Origin of the sequence: Paraburkholderia adhaesiva (assembly GCF_021390575.1) — a bacterium.
GTDB lineage: Bacteria > Pseudomonadota > Gammaproteobacteria > Burkholderiales > Burkholderiaceae > Paraburkholderia > Paraburkholderia adhaesiva.
In genome coordinates this window covers 2,187,588-2,201,377 of the sequence record NZ_JAJEJQ010000001.1, presented here as the reverse complement: position 1 = coordinate 2,201,377, position 13,790 = coordinate 2,187,588, and the positions used below count along the sequence as shown (strand labels likewise).

The window sequence follows — 13,790 nt, the reverse complement described above, 5'->3', positions numbered from 1 at the left end:
CAAACGTCGACGCAAACCACAACGCCGATGCCCACGCAGACAAGCGTGGGCGCGCCGCACCTGGTGCTGTATGGTCGCGCATGGTGTCATCTGTGCGACGACATGCGCGCGGCGCTCGAGCCGTTTGCCGCCGCAGCGGGGGCGCGACTCGATGTCATCGACGTCGATTCTGACCCCGCATTGGAGGCCCGCTACGACGAACTCGTGCCCGTGCTCGTGTGCGATGGCGTCGAGTTGTGCCACTACTGGCTCGACGAGGCGCGCGTGCGCGAAGCGCTAGGGCTCGGCGCCTGAATGCACGTCAGCGCAGCGACACACGCGCTCACCGTACCGTGCCGTGTCGCCGAGTTCGTGGTGTCGCGCGGTGTTGTACAGACCTCATACTCCCGGACTCTGCCGGCCGCCCCCCTTTTCGGCTAAAATAGTCCGGTTTTTCATCTGTTTACGAGGCGTGCTCTGCTTTTCGTCCGGGCGCGCCTTTTTTGCTTGATCGGCACTGAATGGATCATATTCGTAACTTCTCGATCATCGCGCACATCGACCATGGCAAGTCGACGCTCGCCGATCGCATCATCCAGCTGTGCGGCGGCTTGTCCGACCGCGAAATGGAAGCCCAGGTGCTCGACTCGATGGATCTCGAGCGCGAGCGTGGCATCACGATCAAGGCACAGACCGCCGCGCTGACTTACAAGGCGAAGGATGGCCAGGTCTACAACCTGAACCTCATCGACACGCCGGGCCACGTCGACTTCTCCTACGAGGTGAGCCGCTCGCTTTCCGCGTGCGAGGGCGCATTGCTTGTCGTCGACGCGAGTCAAGGCGTCGAGGCTCAGACGGTGGCGAACTGCTACACGGCGATCGAACTCGGCGTCGAGGTCGTGCCGGTGCTCAACAAGATCGACCTGCCTGCCGCGAATCCGGAGAACGCAATCTCCGAGATCGAGGATGTGATCGGCATCGACGCCACCGACGCCACGCGCTGCAGCGCGAAGACCGGCCTCGGCGTGGACGAAGTGCTCGAAGCGGTGATCGCGAAGATACCGGCGCCGAAGGGCGACCCCGAAGCGCCGCTGCAGGCGCTCATCATCGACTCGTGGTTCGACAACTACGTCGGCGTCGTGATGCTCGTGCGTATCGTCAACGGCACGCTGCGTCCGAAGGACAAGATTCGCCTGATGGCCACCGGCGCGCAGTATCCGGTCGAGCACATCGGCGTGTTCACGCCGAAGTCGCGCAATCTGGAGTCGCTGTCGGCGGGGCAGGTGGGCTTCATCATCGCGGGCATCAAGGAACTCGCCGCGACCAAGGTGGGTGACACGGTCACGCACGCGGCGAACGGCGCTACGGAACCGTTGCCTGGCTTCAAGGAAGTGAAGCCGCAGGTGTTCGCGGGCCTGTATCCCGTCGAGGCAAACCAGTACGACGCGCTGCGCGAGTCGCTCGAAAAGCTCAAGCTCAACGATGCGTCGCTGCAGTACGAGCCGGAAGTTTCGCAGGCGCTCGGCTTCGGTTTCCGCTGCGGCTTCCTCGGTCTCCTGCACATGGAGATCGTGCAGGAGCGCCTCGAGCGCGAATTCGACATGGACCTCATCACCACGGCACCTACCGTGGTCTACGAGGTCGTGCAGCGCGACGGCACGACGTTGACGGTCGAGAACCCGGCGAAGATGCCGGACCCGTCGAAGATCGAAGAGATCCGCGAGCCGATCGTCACTGTGAACCTGTACATGCCGCAGGACTACGTGGGCTCGGTCATCACGCTCTGTACACAGAAGCGGGGTAACCAGATCAACATGCAGTACCACGGCCGTCAGGTGCAGTTGACCTACGAAATCCCGATGGCCGAAATCGTGCTCGACTTCTTCGACCGTCTGAAGTCGGTGTCGCGCGGTTATGCATCGATGGACTACGAGTTCAAGGAATATCGCAGTTCCGACGTCGTGAAGGTCGACATGCTGATCAACGGCGACAAGGTCGATGCGCTGTCCATCATCGTGCACCGCTCGCAGTCGCAGTACCGCGGCCGCGAAGTGGCGGCGAAGATGCGCGAAATCATTCCGCGCCAGATGTACGACGTCGCGATCCAGGCCGCGATCGGCGCGCACATCATCGCGCGCGAGAACATCAAGGCGCTGCGCAAGAACGTGCTCGCCAAGTGTTATGGCGGCGACATCACGCGAAAGAAGAAGCTGCTCGAAAAGCAGAAGGAAGGCAAGAAACGGATGAAGCAGGTCGGCTCCGTCGAAATTCCGCAGGAAGCCTTCCTCGCGATCCTGCGCGTCGAGGACAAATAAGACTGCTGTGACGCGCGGCGTTTTTCGCCGCGCTTTGCGCCGCGCTTTTTGCCGTATAACGTTGAAAAACGGATAACTACATGAATTTTGCGCTGATCCTTTTTGTGCTCGTGGTTGTTACGGGCGTCGCCTGGGTTGCGGACAAGCTCGTGTTCTTGCCGCGTCGCCGCCTTGCCGCCGACGCTGCCGTCGTTGAGTTCGACCGCCAGCAGGAGCGCATCGGCGAGCGCTTCGCTGACGAGAATGCTCCCGCCACGCGTCAGACGCTGCGCAACGAGAAGTTGCGCCAGCAGTGGTGGCTCGAGTACACGGCAAGCTTCTTCCCTGTGATCCTGGCCGTGTTCCTCGTGCGCTCGTTCGTCGTGGAGCCGTTCAAGATCCCGTCGGGCTCGATGGTGCCGACGCTGCTCGTCGGTGATTTCATCCTCGTGAACAAGTTCGACTACGGCATCCGTTTGCCGATCACCAACACGAGGGTCACCCAGGGCCGCCCGCTCGAGCGTGGCGACGTGGTCGTGTTCCGCTATCCGAAAGACGAGTCGGTTGACTACATCAAGCGTGTGATCGGCCTGCCGGGCGATGTCGTGGCGTATCAGGACAAGCGGCTCACGATCAACGGCAAGCTGGTTCCCCAGACGCCGCAGCAGGACTACTTCGACGAAGAGCGCATCGGTTATGCGAAGCAGTTCACCCAGGATCTCTTCGGTCGCAAGAACAACATCCTGAACAATCCCGCTGTGCCGCCGTTCGTCATCGGTGCGGAAGACTTTCCCTATCGCGATAACTGCCAGTACAACGAGCACGGCGTGATCTGCAAGGTGCCGCAGGGCAACTATTTCATGATGGGCGATAACCGCGACAACAGTGCTGACAGCCGCTATTGGGGCTTTGTGCCCGAAGCGAACGTCGTGGGTCGTGCGTTCTTCATCTGGATGAACTTCGGCAATCTGCGACGCATTGGTTCATTCCATTAACGGCGCGCCAGCAGCACCAATAGAACAAACGCGGCATGAACACGCACGAGCGACACCTGTGCCGATTCGGCCATCGCGCATCGACGACAAGCGTCGCGATGCGCACGGCGTGTTCGCACGCTACTTGAAGAACCCGCGGTAACTTCGCAACATCCACGCCATTTCACCGACCGTCCCGCGTTTCCGTCGGGGCGGTCCGGCGCGTTATACTCTGCCCATGCCCCAATCTCCGTTGGAAAGCCGGTTGCGCTACGAATTTCGCAATGCGGAATTGCTGCGCCAGGCTTTGACCCACCGCAGTCACAGTGCCACGCATAACGAACGCCTCGAGTTCCTCGGCGATTCGGTTCTGAATTGCGCGGTGGCGGCCCTATTGTTCCAGCGTTTTAGCAAGCTGGACGAAGGCGATCTTTCGCGCGTGCGCGCGAATCTGGTCAAGCAGCAATCGCTCTACGAAATTGCTCAGGCCCTTAATATTGCCGATGGCCTGCGCCTCGGCGAGGGCGAACTGCGCAGCGGCGGTTTCCGCCGTCCGTCGATTCTCGCCGACGCGCTGGAGGCGATCTTCGGCGCGATTTTCCTCGACGGCGGTTTCGACGCAGCCCAGACGGTCATCAAGCGGCTGTACGTTCCGATTCTCGATCACATCGATCCGCGCACGCTCGGCAAAGACTCGAAGACGCTGCTGCAGGAGTACCTGCAGGGGCACAAGATTGCACTGCCGACCTATACGGTCGTCGCGACCCATGGTGCGGCGCACAATCAGCAGTTCGAGGTCGAGTGCACGGTACCGAAACTCGACGTGAAGGTGTCGGGTTCCGGCGCGAGCCGCCGGGCGGCCGAGCAGGCCGCGGCCAAAAAGGCGCTCGACGAGGTGATGGCGGCGGCTCCCGCTGTCGTCACCAAGCCGCGCCGTTCGAAAGGCGCGCGCGCTGCCAAGGCGGAGCCCGAAGTCGTGCCGGGTGTGACGGGCGTGCAGGGCGCGCTGGATCTGCGAACGCCTGAGCGCCGCGAGCGTCAGGCGCGTGGCGATCGCCTGAGCGTGCCAGCGGGGTTCAGCGACGACGTGCCGCCGCCGCAAGCCGCGCCGCTCGCTGTCATTCGTGCGGCGCATGTTCAGGAACGTCCCGCGGAGAGGGCCGAAGGGCTTGTGCCGCGACCGCACTCGGGCGAAAAGCCCGGCGAGCGAGGTACCGGACGTGCCGAGCACGCACCCGACAAATCCGCGGACAAGCCTGTCACTGCCGAGCGCGGGGCCACTTCGGGGCATACATTGCATCGCGTGAGCGCCACGAAGGCCGACACGGCCTTGCGCACCGCTGACCGCGCTGAAACCGGCACGCAGGCCGCCGAACCGCGCGCAGCCGTGCGCGGTCGCGACGGCGCCGAAACGTCGTCTTCCGGCAACCCAGCCGAGTCCGCTGCCGAGGCGGGTACCACCGCCGCGTTGCCTGTGCGCGCGGCCGACGCCAGCCACTGATTCATCCCGTGCGCGCCGCGCCTGCGAGCGCCGCACCCAATGTTGCCTTAACGTTGCATTCAACGTCGCATTTAACGTATTTCTTGCCCGGTCCGATCATGAACGCTCCCACCTCAACTCCAGCTGGTTTTCGCTGCGGCATGGTCGCGATCGTCGGCCGGCCGAACGTCGGCAAATCGACGCTCATGAACGCTCTGGTCGGTCAGAAGATCAGCATCACGTCGCGCAAGGCGCAGACCACGCGTCACCGCATCACGGGCATTAACACGATCGACGACGCGCAGTACATCTTCGTCGACACGCCCGGTTTCCAGACGCGCCACAGCACGGCGCTGAACCGCTCGCTGAACCGCGCTGTGACGTCGACGCTCAGTTCCGTCGATGCCGTGCTGTTCGTCATTGAGGCGGGCCGGTTCGGACCGGACGACCAGAAGGTGCTCGATCTGATTCCGCCGAATGCGCCGACGATCCTGATCGCCAACAAGATCGACCGCGTGAACGACAAGGCGACGCTCTATCCGTTCATCGAAGGCGTGCAGAAGCTTCGTGAGTTCCGCGAGATCGTTCCGCTGTCGGCGAAGAATTCCGACGACATCAAACGTCTGCTCGCAACGCTCAAACCGTATCTGCCTGAAGGTGAGCCGATCTACGGCGAGGACGACCTCACCGACCGCAGCGAACGCTTCCTCGCCGCCGAAATCCTGCGCGAGAAAGTGTTCCGCTGGACCGGCGACGAGCTGCCCTACACGAGCACCGTGCTCATCGACAAGTTCGAGCAGGAAGGGCGCCTGCGCCGCGTCTTCGCGACGATCCTCGTCGAGCGCGACACCCAGAAGGCCATGGTCATTGGCCAGAAGGGCGCGAAGCTCAAGCAGATCAGCACCGAGGCGCGGCTCGATATGGAAAAGCTGTTCGACGGCCCCGTTTACCTCGAAACCTTCGTGAAGGTGAAGAGCGGCTGGGCCGACAATGAAGCCGGGCTGCGTGCCTATGGGTATGAGTGACGGCGAGGCCGTAAGCACTCAAGACGCGTGGACGCCGCCCGACGCTCAAGGCGATGAGCCGGCTCGGTCGCCGGCACCGTCCGCGCCTGCTGCGCCACGACGCAAGCGCGCCAAGGCGCAGTCTTCAACGAGCGACACCGAGGGCGAGGCCGCACAGGCCCCGCGCCGCGCTTCGGCTCCGCGCGCGCCGCGCGGCTCGTCCGTCGACTCGCGCATCTCCGAGCAGCCAGCCTTCGTGCTGCACAGTTATCCGTACCGCGAAACCAGTCTCATCATCGACGTGCTTTCGCGCGATCACGGCCGCGTCGCGCTCGTCGCAAAGGGCGCGAAGCGGCCGCATTCCGCGCTGCGCGGCGTGCTGCAGACCTTCCAGCCGCTTGCGCTCGCCTGGACCGGCAAGGGCGAAGTGCGCACGCTCACGGGTGCCGAATGGGTCGGCGGCATGCTGCCGCTTACCGGTGATGCGCTGCTCTGCGGCTTCTACGTGAACGAACTGCTCGTGAAGTTCATCGCGCGCGAAGATCCACATCCCGAATTGTTCCGTCACTACGTCGTCACGCTTACGCGCCTTGCGCACGACGAGCCGCCCGTGCAGGTGCTGCGCTCGTTCGAGCGCGTGCTTCTGCGCGAGACCGGCTATGCGCTCGCGTTGAACCGCACGGTGAACCGTAAAACCGTGGTTGCCGATGGGCGCTACGTGTTCGATCCCGAGCGCGGCGTGCGCGAGCTATCGGACCAGCGGGATGAATGGCCGGCGCAGTGGCCCGTCCTATCAGGCCAGACGTTGCTCGACATGGAGGAGGACGATTACCATCGACCCCAGACCGTCGCGCAGAGCAAGGCGCTGATGCGTTTCCTGCTGAACACTTACCTTGGCGGCACGCCGCTTGCGACGCGCCAGATCCTGATCGACCTGCAGAACCTATGAGCTTCTTCCTGACTTCGCCTCGAGTGATCGACCTCGGTGTGAACATCGATCACGTCGCCACGTTGCGCAACGCACGCGGCACGACTTATCCCGATCCGATCCGCGCGGCGCTCATGGCCGAAGAGGCGGGTGCCGACGTCATCACGCTGCATCTGCGTGAGGACCGCCGACACATCGTCGACGCGGACGTGCGCGCGCTGCGCCCGCTTCTGAAAACGCGCATGAATCTCGAATGTGCCGTGACGGCCGAGATGCTCGACATCGCGTGCGAGATCAAGCCGCAGGACGTCTGCCTCGTGCCTGAGAAGCGTCAGGAACTGACGACCGAAGGCGGTCTCGACGTTGCCGGGCATTTCGACGCTGTCGCCGCCGCATGCCGCCAGCTCGCAGATGCGGGCGTGCGCGTGTCGCTCTTCATCGACCCGGATGAAACGCAGATCCGCGCAGCGCACGAGACTGGCGCGCCCGTCATCGAACTGCACACCGGACGCTATGCCGAAGCGCATGACGCAGGGGAGCAGGAGCGCGAGTACGAGCGCGTCGTGCTCGGCGTGAACTGTGGCATCGGCCTCGGGCTGAAGGTCAACGCCGGCCACGGTCTGCACTACACGAACGTGCAGCAGATCGCGGCGATCGACGGCATCGACGAGCTGAACATCGGCCATGCAATCGTTGCGCATGCCATCTTCGCGGGCTGGGAGAATGCGGTCCGCGAGATGAAGGCGATCATGGTCGCGGCGCGCCTCGGCGCTCGCGCTTAAACATCACAGCGTTATCACAGCGCGTCGCGGCGTCGACCGCGTCCGCCACGCGCGCGGCGCGGATTGTGAATCGGCTGCACATCGAAGAGGGGCATATGGCGATCTACGGCATCGGCACCGACGTCGTCCAGGTGAGCCGCGTCGCGGCGGTCATGGAGCGCACGAACGGGCGCTTCGCATCGCGCGTGCTCGGACCGGACGAACTGGCAGTGTACGAGGCGCGCAAGGCGCGCTCGGCGGTGCGTGGGCTCGCCTATCTCTCCACGCGATTTTCGGCGAAAGAGGCGTTCTCGAAGGCAATCGGACTCGGCATGCACATGCCGATGACCTGGCGTGCCGTGCAGACGCTCAACGAGCCGGGCGGCAAGCCGGTGATGGTTGCGTCGGGGCCGCTCGCACAATGGCTCGACGAGCGCGGCATTACGATGCGCGTGACGATCAGCGACGAGCACGACTATGCCGTCTCGTTCGTCATAGCGGAAGTCTGCGAACCCGGTGAAGCGCCCGGACGCGCAGCGGCCCGGTGATTCACCACCGTGCCGTTTTTATAGAAGACATAACGATGAAGAAACTTCCCGGACCGGTGATGCTCGACGTGGTCGGCAAGACGCTGACCGAAGACGACGTGCGTCGCCTTGCCCACCCGATGACGGGCGGCGTGATCCTGTTCGCGCGTCACTACGAGAGCCGCGCACAACTCGTCGCGCTGACCGACGCGATCCGCGATGTACGCGACGACCTGCTGATTGCCGTCGATCACGAAGGCGGGCGCGTGCAGCGCTTTCGCACCGATGGGTTCACTGTGCTGCCTGCGATGGGGCGCCTCGGCGACCTGTGGGACAAGGACGTGCTGCTCGCGACCAAGCTCGCGACGGCGGTCGGTTATATCCTCGCGAGCGAGTTGCGCGCGTGCGGCATCGACCTGTCGTTTACGCCCGTGCTCGACCTCGGCTATGGGCACTCGAGCGTGGTGGGTGACCGTGCGTTCCATCGCGATCCGCGTGTGGTCACGATGCTCGCGAAGAGCCTGAACCATGGCCTCGCGCTGGCGGGCATGGCGAACTGCGGCAAGCATTTCCCCGGGCACGGCTGGGCGCAGGCGGACTCGCACGTTGCGGTACCCGTCGACGACAGGCCGCTCGACGCGATCCTCGGCGAAGATGCGATGCCATACGACTGGCTCGGACTTTCGCTTGCCGCGACGATGCCGGGGCACGTGATCTATCCGAAGGTCGATTCGAAGCCTGCCGGTTTCTCGCGTGTCTGGGTACAGGAGATCCTGCGCGGCAAGCTGCGTTTCACGGGCGCGATCTTCAGCGACGATCTTTCGATGGAAGCCGCGCGACAGGGCGGGACGCCGACCGAAGGCGCGCGCGCCGCACTCGACGCGGGTTGCGACATGGTGCTGATCTGCAACCAGCCGGACGAGGCCGAGAAGGTGCTGGATGCGCTGAACATCGTGAGGTCGACGCGCCGCGCACAGGATTCGGCGAAGCGCATTCGTCGCTTGCAGCCGCGCGGCAAGGCGATGCGCTGGGACAAGCTCGTCGCGGAGCCGGCGTATCTCGCTGCGCAGGCCTTGTTGCGCAGTGTGCTGCCTTGACGTGACGGTTGAGTGGTTCGCGAGGTGGAGCGTCTCTAACCGGAATGCCGGGATTGCGCGAGCGTAATGGCGCCCTGGATGGCGGCGCGGGCTTGCGGACTGTTCTTCCAGCAGGTGGCGCCCAGCATTTTCGATGCGCGCGCAACGATGTCCAGCGCGTTCGCCTTGCTCAAATGCGCCAGCGATTCGAAGCCCATTTGCTCCAGCCTCGTAACCACTGTCGGGCCGACACCCTTTACGCCAAGAAGAGCCTTACGTTCTTCGGGAGGAAATGGCATATAGGGCGCCGGGAAGGATGAAAATGGGAGCGGCGTGACGCGCTATCTATCGGCTTGTGTAGCCGGCAGTCAGCTTACAGACGTCCCGGTGCGATGGATTGATGAGCGATAAGGACATTAATACTTCGATGCGCGTTTACGGCGGAAGGCCGCCCCAAGGGGCGGCCTTCCGCTTTTGAGCCCAGTGTCGCGCTCAATTCAGACGCATGCGCTGCAGCTTGTTGTAGAGCGTTTTCGGACTGATACCGAGCAGCGATGCCGCGCGATGCCGCGTGCCGCCCACGGCGTCAAGCGTCGCACGAATCAGCATTTCCTCGACGTCGGCGAGCGGCGTGCCGACGGTCACCTGCACGCGGCCGCCGCTCATGTCGCGTGGGAAAGTGCCGCTGCTTTCTACCGCCTGGAGCGTTTCGAGCACCTCGCCAGAGGCGTCGAACGCGCCACGCACGCGTTCTCGCAATTCGCGCACGTTGCCCGGCCAGTTATAGGCGAGGCATTCGTGGATAAACGACGGCGCAACCAGCCGCGTCCCACCGTCCCCACGCGCATGCGCTTCCTGGTTCAGTTCGTCGACCCACGCACACGCGAGCAGTGCGGCGTCGTCGCCGCGTTCGCGAAGCGGCGGCAGCGGGAGTGCCGCCGCATCGAGGCGCAGCCACAGTTCCTCGTTGAGCACGCCGTGCGCGACCGCATCGCGGGGCACGGCGCGTGTGGCGGCGATCAACCGGAAGTCCGTACCAACTTCGTTGCTGCCGCCGGGCCGCATGAACGTCTGCGAATCGAGCGCGCGCAGCAGCATCTCCTGCTGGTCGTGCGGCAGGTCGGTGATTTCGTCGATGAAGAGCGTGCCGCCGCTCGCCAGATCGACGAGCCCCGGTTCGTGCTGGTCCGCGCCACTGAACGTGCCGCGCTCGTGGCCGAACAGCACGCTCGCTAGCGGCCGGCCGTTCGCGGCGTCGGTGCTCGCGGCGCGCGCGTTCCACACGATGAACGGTCCCTTGCGGCGACGGCTCAGCTGATGCAGCGTGTGCGCAGCCACGTCCTTACCCGTGCCGGCTTCGCCGTGGACGAGGATCGCGGATTCGGTGGGTGCAAGCTGTTCGACTGAGTCGTAGACGTGCTGGATCGCGCTGCTGCGGCCGAGCATCGGACCGAAGCGGCCGATTTCGCGCAGCATGGCGCGGAGTGTGCGGACCTCTTCGGTAAGTTCATACGGTCGCGGGATGCGCGCGAGCAGGCTGCGCAGGCGCGGAATGTTGACCGGCTTGAGGAGATAGTCCCAGATGCCGTGGCGCAGGCCCTCGATCGCGCTTTCGACGGTCGCGTTGCCGGTCATCACGATCACGGGCAGCGCGCCGCCGGGCGGTTGGGCCGGCAGGTGATGAAGCAGCTCGAGTCCGCCGCCATCCGGCAGGTTCAGGTCGACGAGCACCACATCGGGGATGAAGCGGGCGAGCGCGGCCCGCGCGTCGGCGAGCGTGGCGGCGGTGTCGACCGTGAAGCCGTCGGCGACCAGTATCGCGGACAGGCCGGACAGGCTGTTGGGATCGTCTTCGACAATCAGTGCGTGTGGCATGGCGTGTACGGCTTTACGGATGATTGAAGGCTGGAAATTGCGCGGCGCAGTCCGGATGCGACGCGTCGCACCGCGCAAAGGCTCGGTGCGTGACGACTGGGGCCAGTGGGCGTTGTCGATGCAGGCAATTCAGATCCGCTCCTCCTGTTTGGCCGCGGCGTAGCCGCGGGGTGCCGGTCATGCGCTGGCCGATGGTCGTGCCGCGCGGTTGCTTCATGCTGCCCACGCCTTATGCCTGGCTGCGGACCTTGTCCATCGCATCATCGCCACCGACGATGCACTTCGATCCACCCTCACGCTTTCTGTTCCGCGTCATCGCGCGTTTTGCCATGGCGTTGCTCGATTAACCGGCGAGGCGACCGCTGCGTGGCTCGATATCGATCAGTTCGTTGTCCATCAACTCGCGCCATGTCGCCTTGGCCTGAGTGATCAGTTGCGTCCATCGGCCCGTGGCGTTGTCACTGGGGATCGAACTCCGTCCTCACGGGAAGCAGGATCGCTCGTCGCCTTTCCTCTGGCAGCAGAAACCGTGCCATGGGTCGAGCGTTGACGAAGAGCAATGCAAAACGTTTGCGCACCAACGCACAGCGTAAAGATTTCCTGTCTGTTTCACAAACATACACGCTCGGAAAAAAAAGAAAAAGCGCCCAGCGGGCGCCTTTTTTCCTGATTCGCCCGCCGCGCATGCGCGCGGCGGCCCGTGCGGGATGCTTACGCGCGGCTGCGATATTCGTTCGTGCGCGTGTCGATTTCGATCTTGTCGCCGATGTTGCAGAAGAGCGGCACTTGCAGTTCGAAGCCGGTGTTCAGCTTGGCCTGCTTCATGACCTTGCCCGACGACGTATCGCCCTTGACGGCCGGTTCCGTGTAGATGATCTCGCGGACCAGCGTGGTCGGCAGTTCGACCGAAATCGCCTTTTCGTTGTAGAACACGACTTCACAAGCCATGCCGTCCTGGAGGTAGTTCAGGGCGTCGCCCATCATCTCGCCTTCGACTTCGAACTGGTTGTAGTCGGCGTCCATGAACACGTACATCGGGTCAGCGAAGTACGAGAACGACACTTCCTTGCGGTCCAGCACGACGACGTCGAACTTGTCGTCCGCCTTGTACACGGTTTCCATACCGGCGCCGGTCAGCAGGTTCTTGAACTTCATCTTCACGACGGCGGCGTTGCGGCCCGATTTGTTGTACTCGGCCTTTTGCACGACCATGGCATCGCTACCGATCATCACGACGTTGCCGGTGCGGAGTTCCTGTGCGGTCTTCATAATAAAAAACTGTCCTGTCCAGATTAAATAGCTTCGAGTGTGCTCGACGGCAAACGTCGCAAACGGGTTCAGATGGTGTTGCCCACGAAATAAGGGCTCGGTAGCACTGCGTTTTGCAGCCGCCTGCGTCTTACTGCCGCTCTGCTGCCGCTTCTACTGCCGCTTCTACTGCTTTCGCGACCGCTACCGTGTTCTCGCCATCGTGGCGGGAGATCGCTGCAGCCATGAAGCTGCAGTTCACCCCGCCCGCGTGCTGCCGTACCTGCCACAAATCCGCTTGGAACGGCTGCCGTCGGATAACCGCTTATTTTAACTGAGTTTTTGCGAACACGGCGAGATTTCCGGCGAGGTCGCCGGCTTGCGCGAGTTCGGTGGCCCAGGATGCCGCGCGGGCCTTGAATTCCGGCAGATGTCGCGCGAAATCGGCCCAATCGGGCGTGCCGTTCCCGTTCCACGCGTGCCAGAAGCGTTCGAGCGCGGCGCGCGCTTGAGCGGAGAGCGGTCGCGCGTAGTGCGCGAGGGCGGCGTCGAGCTTTGGCAAATGGGCGTCGTCGGCCTGCGGGTAGATGTGCCACACGAACGGACGCGCGGCCCACTGCGCGCGGACGAACGAGTCTTCGCCGCGCACGAAGTTCAGGTCGCTCGCCCACAGCAGCGGGTCGTAGCCGCGCTGCTCCGTGAACGCGAGGCCGTGCACGTGCAGATTGCCGCGCGTGGCATGCGCTCCGGCCTCGAACGCCGGGAGGCCGAAGAAGCGCGCGACGGCGCCCGAGACGCGGCCCTGCGGCACCAGCAGCACCACGGGCGACGCATTGTCGCGCCATTGCGCGAGCAGGCTGTCGAGTGCGGGGTTCTCGTAGGCGAAAAGCGAGATCACGGTCGCGCCCGGCGCGGGCGGCGGGCCGCCGGTCGCACGCTGCCACCAGGCGGCGTGCGCCTGAGGCGATTGCTCGAAGGCCGCGCGCTGTGCATCGAGGTCGCGCTCTTTGACTACACCACCCGTGCGGGGCACGAGGCCGGGAAAGAAGAAGCGTTTGACGAGCGGATAGCGCGGGTGCGGCGACGGCCGCAGATGGAAGTCGGCGACCCAGTCTTCGGCGCTCAGGTATTCGAGGTTGAGCCATACGGGGCGCTGCGCGCGCTGGGCCATCCCCGTGACGTAGACCGGCGGCAGTTCGCACGCAAAGGCCTCGATCACGACATCGGCGATTTCGAGTGTTTCGCCCGCATGCGCGGGCTCATGCCAATGCTCGACAACAATGCCCTCGACGGACTGCTTCACGTGAGTCGCGTCGAGCGACGGGCAGAGCTTCGTGAACGCATGCAGATCGTCGACGAACAGCCGCACCTGCCAGCCGTGCTCGTGCGCAAGTTGGCGCGCGAGGCGCCAGCACACGCCGATATCGCCGAAGTTGTCGATCACGGCGCAGAAGATGTCGCAGGCGATGCCGGGCGGTGCGGTGCCGGATACGGTGGGCTTGGGTGTGTCGGTCATGACTTGCATGCGCGGGCGGTTGCAGGCCGGACGACCTGGCGCGTGGTCGGTGTGTCCACGCGGCAGCCGTTGTAGCCGGTTCGGCCCGGAGCGGAATGATCTAAACTGGCGATTCTAAGATATCCCCG

15 protein-coding genes are annotated in these 13,790 nt (G+C 64.1%); 10 read left to right on the top strand and 5 right to left on the bottom strand.

Annotated features, from left to right (window positions below):
* Window positions 1–27: 27 nt before the first annotated feature.
* The 4 genes from L0U80_RS09940 to rnc all read left to right on the top strand — a co-directional run bounded on the left by L0U80_RS09940 (window position 28) and on the right by rnc (window position 4,748).
* Complete coding sequence (locus L0U80_RS09940; protein ID WP_233863783.1) at window positions 28–294, top strand: glutaredoxin family protein; 267 nt, start codon at window positions 28–30, stop codon at window positions 292–294.
* Window positions 295–500: 206 nt separating this feature from the next.
* On the top strand, window positions 501–2,294 hold the full coding sequence (lepA, locus tag L0U80_RS09935; protein WP_233863782.1) for a translation elongation factor 4: 1,794 nt from the start codon (window positions 501–503) through the stop codon (window positions 2,292–2,294).
* An 80-nt stretch (window positions 2,295–2,374) separates the two neighbouring features.
* On the top strand, window positions 2,375–3,268 hold the full coding sequence (gene lepB, locus L0U80_RS09930) for a signal peptidase I (RefSeq protein ID WP_233863779.1): 894 nt from the start codon (window positions 2,375–2,377) through the stop codon (window positions 3,266–3,268).
* Between the two features lie 217 nt (window positions 3,269–3,485).
* Window positions 3,486–4,748 (top strand): ribonuclease III, encoded by a 1,263-nt coding sequence (rnc, locus tag L0U80_RS09925; RefSeq protein WP_233863778.1) that lies wholly within the window; start codon window positions 3,486–3,488, stop codon window positions 4,746–4,748.
* Between the two features lies 1 nt (window position 4,749).
* Here the strand turns inward: rnc and L0U80_RS09920 are convergent, their stop codons facing one another.
* Complete coding sequence (locus L0U80_RS09920; RefSeq protein ID WP_233866003.1) at window positions 4,750–4,935, bottom strand: hypothetical protein; 186 nt, start codon at window positions 4,933–4,935, stop codon at window positions 4,750–4,752.
* Between L0U80_RS09920 and era the strand changes: the two genes are divergently transcribed.
* The 5 genes from era (at window position 4,847) to nagZ (ending at window position 9,044) form a co-directional block, all read left to right on the top strand.
* On the top strand, window positions 4,847–5,752 hold the full coding sequence (era, locus tag L0U80_RS09915) for a GTPase Era (RefSeq protein WP_233863769.1): 906 nt from the start codon (window positions 4,847–4,849) through the stop codon (window positions 5,750–5,752). The two genes, L0U80_RS09920 and era, sit on opposite strands and share 89 nt — an antisense overlap.
* Window positions 5,739–6,680 carry a DNA repair protein RecO gene (recO, locus tag L0U80_RS09910; protein WP_373322136.1) on the top strand — a complete coding sequence of 314 codons (942 nt, stop codon included), beginning with the start codon at window positions 5,739–5,741 and terminating at the stop codon, window positions 6,678–6,680. The genes era and recO overlap by 14 nt, the downstream gene beginning before the upstream one ends.
* Window positions 6,677–7,441, top strand: a complete 765-nt coding sequence (gene pdxJ / locus L0U80_RS09905) for a pyridoxine 5'-phosphate synthase (protein ID WP_233863761.1) — start codon at window positions 6,677–6,679, stop codon at window positions 7,439–7,441. The genes recO and pdxJ overlap by 4 nt, the downstream gene beginning before the upstream one ends.
* A gap of 95 nt (window positions 7,442–7,536) precedes the next feature.
* On the top strand, window positions 7,537–7,968 hold the full coding sequence (gene acpS, locus L0U80_RS09900) for a holo-ACP synthase (RefSeq protein ID WP_233865841.1): 432 nt from the start codon (window positions 7,537–7,539) through the stop codon (window positions 7,966–7,968).
* Window positions 7,969–8,003: 35 nt separating this feature from the next.
* Window positions 8,004–9,044, top strand: a complete 1,041-nt coding sequence (nagZ, locus tag L0U80_RS09895; protein WP_233863759.1) for a beta-N-acetylhexosaminidase — start codon at window positions 8,004–8,006, stop codon at window positions 9,042–9,044.
* Window positions 9,045–9,079: 35 nt separating this feature from the next.
* Here nagZ and L0U80_RS09890 read toward each other — a convergent pair whose 3' ends face one another.
* Window positions 9,080–9,241 (bottom strand): hypothetical protein, encoded by a 162-nt coding sequence (locus tag L0U80_RS09890; protein WP_233863758.1) that lies wholly within the window; start codon window positions 9,239–9,241, stop codon window positions 9,080–9,082.
* A 274-nt stretch (window positions 9,242–9,515) separates the two neighbouring features.
* Window positions 9,516–10,898 carry a sigma-54-dependent transcriptional regulator gene (locus L0U80_RS09885; RefSeq protein WP_233863757.1) on the bottom strand — a complete coding sequence of 461 codons (1,383 nt, stop codon included), beginning with the start codon at window positions 10,896–10,898 and terminating at the stop codon, window positions 9,516–9,518.
* A 179-nt stretch (window positions 10,899–11,077) separates the two neighbouring features.
* Here L0U80_RS09885 and L0U80_RS09880 point away from each other — a divergent pair, with 179 nt between their 5' ends.
* Window positions 11,078–11,245: a hypothetical protein gene (locus L0U80_RS09880; RefSeq protein WP_233863756.1), complete on the top strand. Its 168-nt coding sequence runs from the start codon at window positions 11,078–11,080 to the stop codon at window positions 11,243–11,245.
* Window positions 11,246–11,609: 364 nt separating this feature from the next.
* Here the strand turns inward: L0U80_RS09880 and efp are convergent, their stop codons facing one another.
* The gene (gene efp, locus L0U80_RS09875; protein ID WP_233863754.1) at window positions 11,610–12,167 is read right to left on the bottom strand and encodes an elongation factor P; all 558 of its coding nucleotides are present in this window, start codon (window positions 12,165–12,167) and stop codon (window positions 11,610–11,612) included.
* Window positions 12,168–12,471: 304 nt separating this feature from the next.
* Window positions 12,472–13,662 (bottom strand): elongation factor P maturation arginine rhamnosyltransferase EarP, encoded by a 1,191-nt coding sequence (gene earP / locus L0U80_RS09870; protein WP_233863752.1) that lies wholly within the window; start codon window positions 13,660–13,662, stop codon window positions 12,472–12,474.
* Window positions 13,663–13,790 lie beyond the last annotated feature (128 nt).

Bases quoted from the DNA above. Each gene is read 5' to 3' on its own strand.
- L0U80_RS09940 (WP_233863783.1), top strand. From the start codon at position 28: ATGCCCACGCAGACAAGCGTGGGCGCGCCGCACCTGGTGCTGTATGGT.
- recO (WP_373322136.1), top strand. From the start codon at position 5,739: ATGGGTATGAGTGACGGCGAGGCCGTAAGCACTCAAGACGCGTGGACG.
- nagZ (WP_233863759.1), top strand. From the start codon at position 8,004: ATGAAGAAACTTCCCGGACCGGTGATGCTCGACGTGGTCGGCAAGACG.
- era (WP_233863769.1), top strand. From the start codon at position 4,847: ATGAACGCTCCCACCTCAACTCCAGCTGGTTTTCGCTGCGGCATGGTC.
- acpS (WP_233865841.1), top strand. From the start codon at position 7,537: ATGGCGATCTACGGCATCGGCACCGACGTCGTCCAGGTGAGCCGCGTC.
- L0U80_RS09890 (WP_233863758.1), bottom strand. From the start codon at position 9,241: ATGGGCTTCGAATCGCTGGCGCATTTGAGCAAGGCGAACGCGCTGGAC.
- earP (WP_233863752.1), bottom strand. From the start codon at position 13,662: ATGACCGACACACCCAAGCCCACCGTATCCGGCACCGCACCGCCCGGC.
- L0U80_RS09920 (WP_233866003.1), bottom strand. From the start codon at position 4,935: ATGAGCGTCGATTTGCCGACGTTCGGCCGGCCGACGATCGCGACCATG.
- efp (WP_233863754.1), bottom strand. From the start codon at position 12,167: ATGAAGACCGCACAGGAACTCCGCACCGGCAACGTCGTGATGATCGGT.
- pdxJ (WP_233863761.1), top strand. From the start codon at position 6,677: ATGAGCTTCTTCCTGACTTCGCCTCGAGTGATCGACCTCGGTGTGAAC.
- L0U80_RS09880 (WP_233863756.1), top strand. From the start codon at position 11,078: ATGCGCTGGCCGATGGTCGTGCCGCGCGGTTGCTTCATGCTGCCCACG.
- lepB (WP_233863779.1), top strand. From the start codon at position 2,375: ATGAATTTTGCGCTGATCCTTTTTGTGCTCGTGGTTGTTACGGGCGTC.
- rnc (WP_233863778.1), top strand. From the start codon at position 3,486: ATGCCCCAATCTCCGTTGGAAAGCCGGTTGCGCTACGAATTTCGCAAT.
- L0U80_RS09885 (WP_233863757.1), bottom strand. From the start codon at position 10,898: ATGCCACACGCACTGATTGTCGAAGACGATCCCAACAGCCTGTCCGGC.
- lepA (WP_233863782.1), top strand. From the start codon at position 501: ATGGATCATATTCGTAACTTCTCGATCATCGCGCACATCGACCATGGC.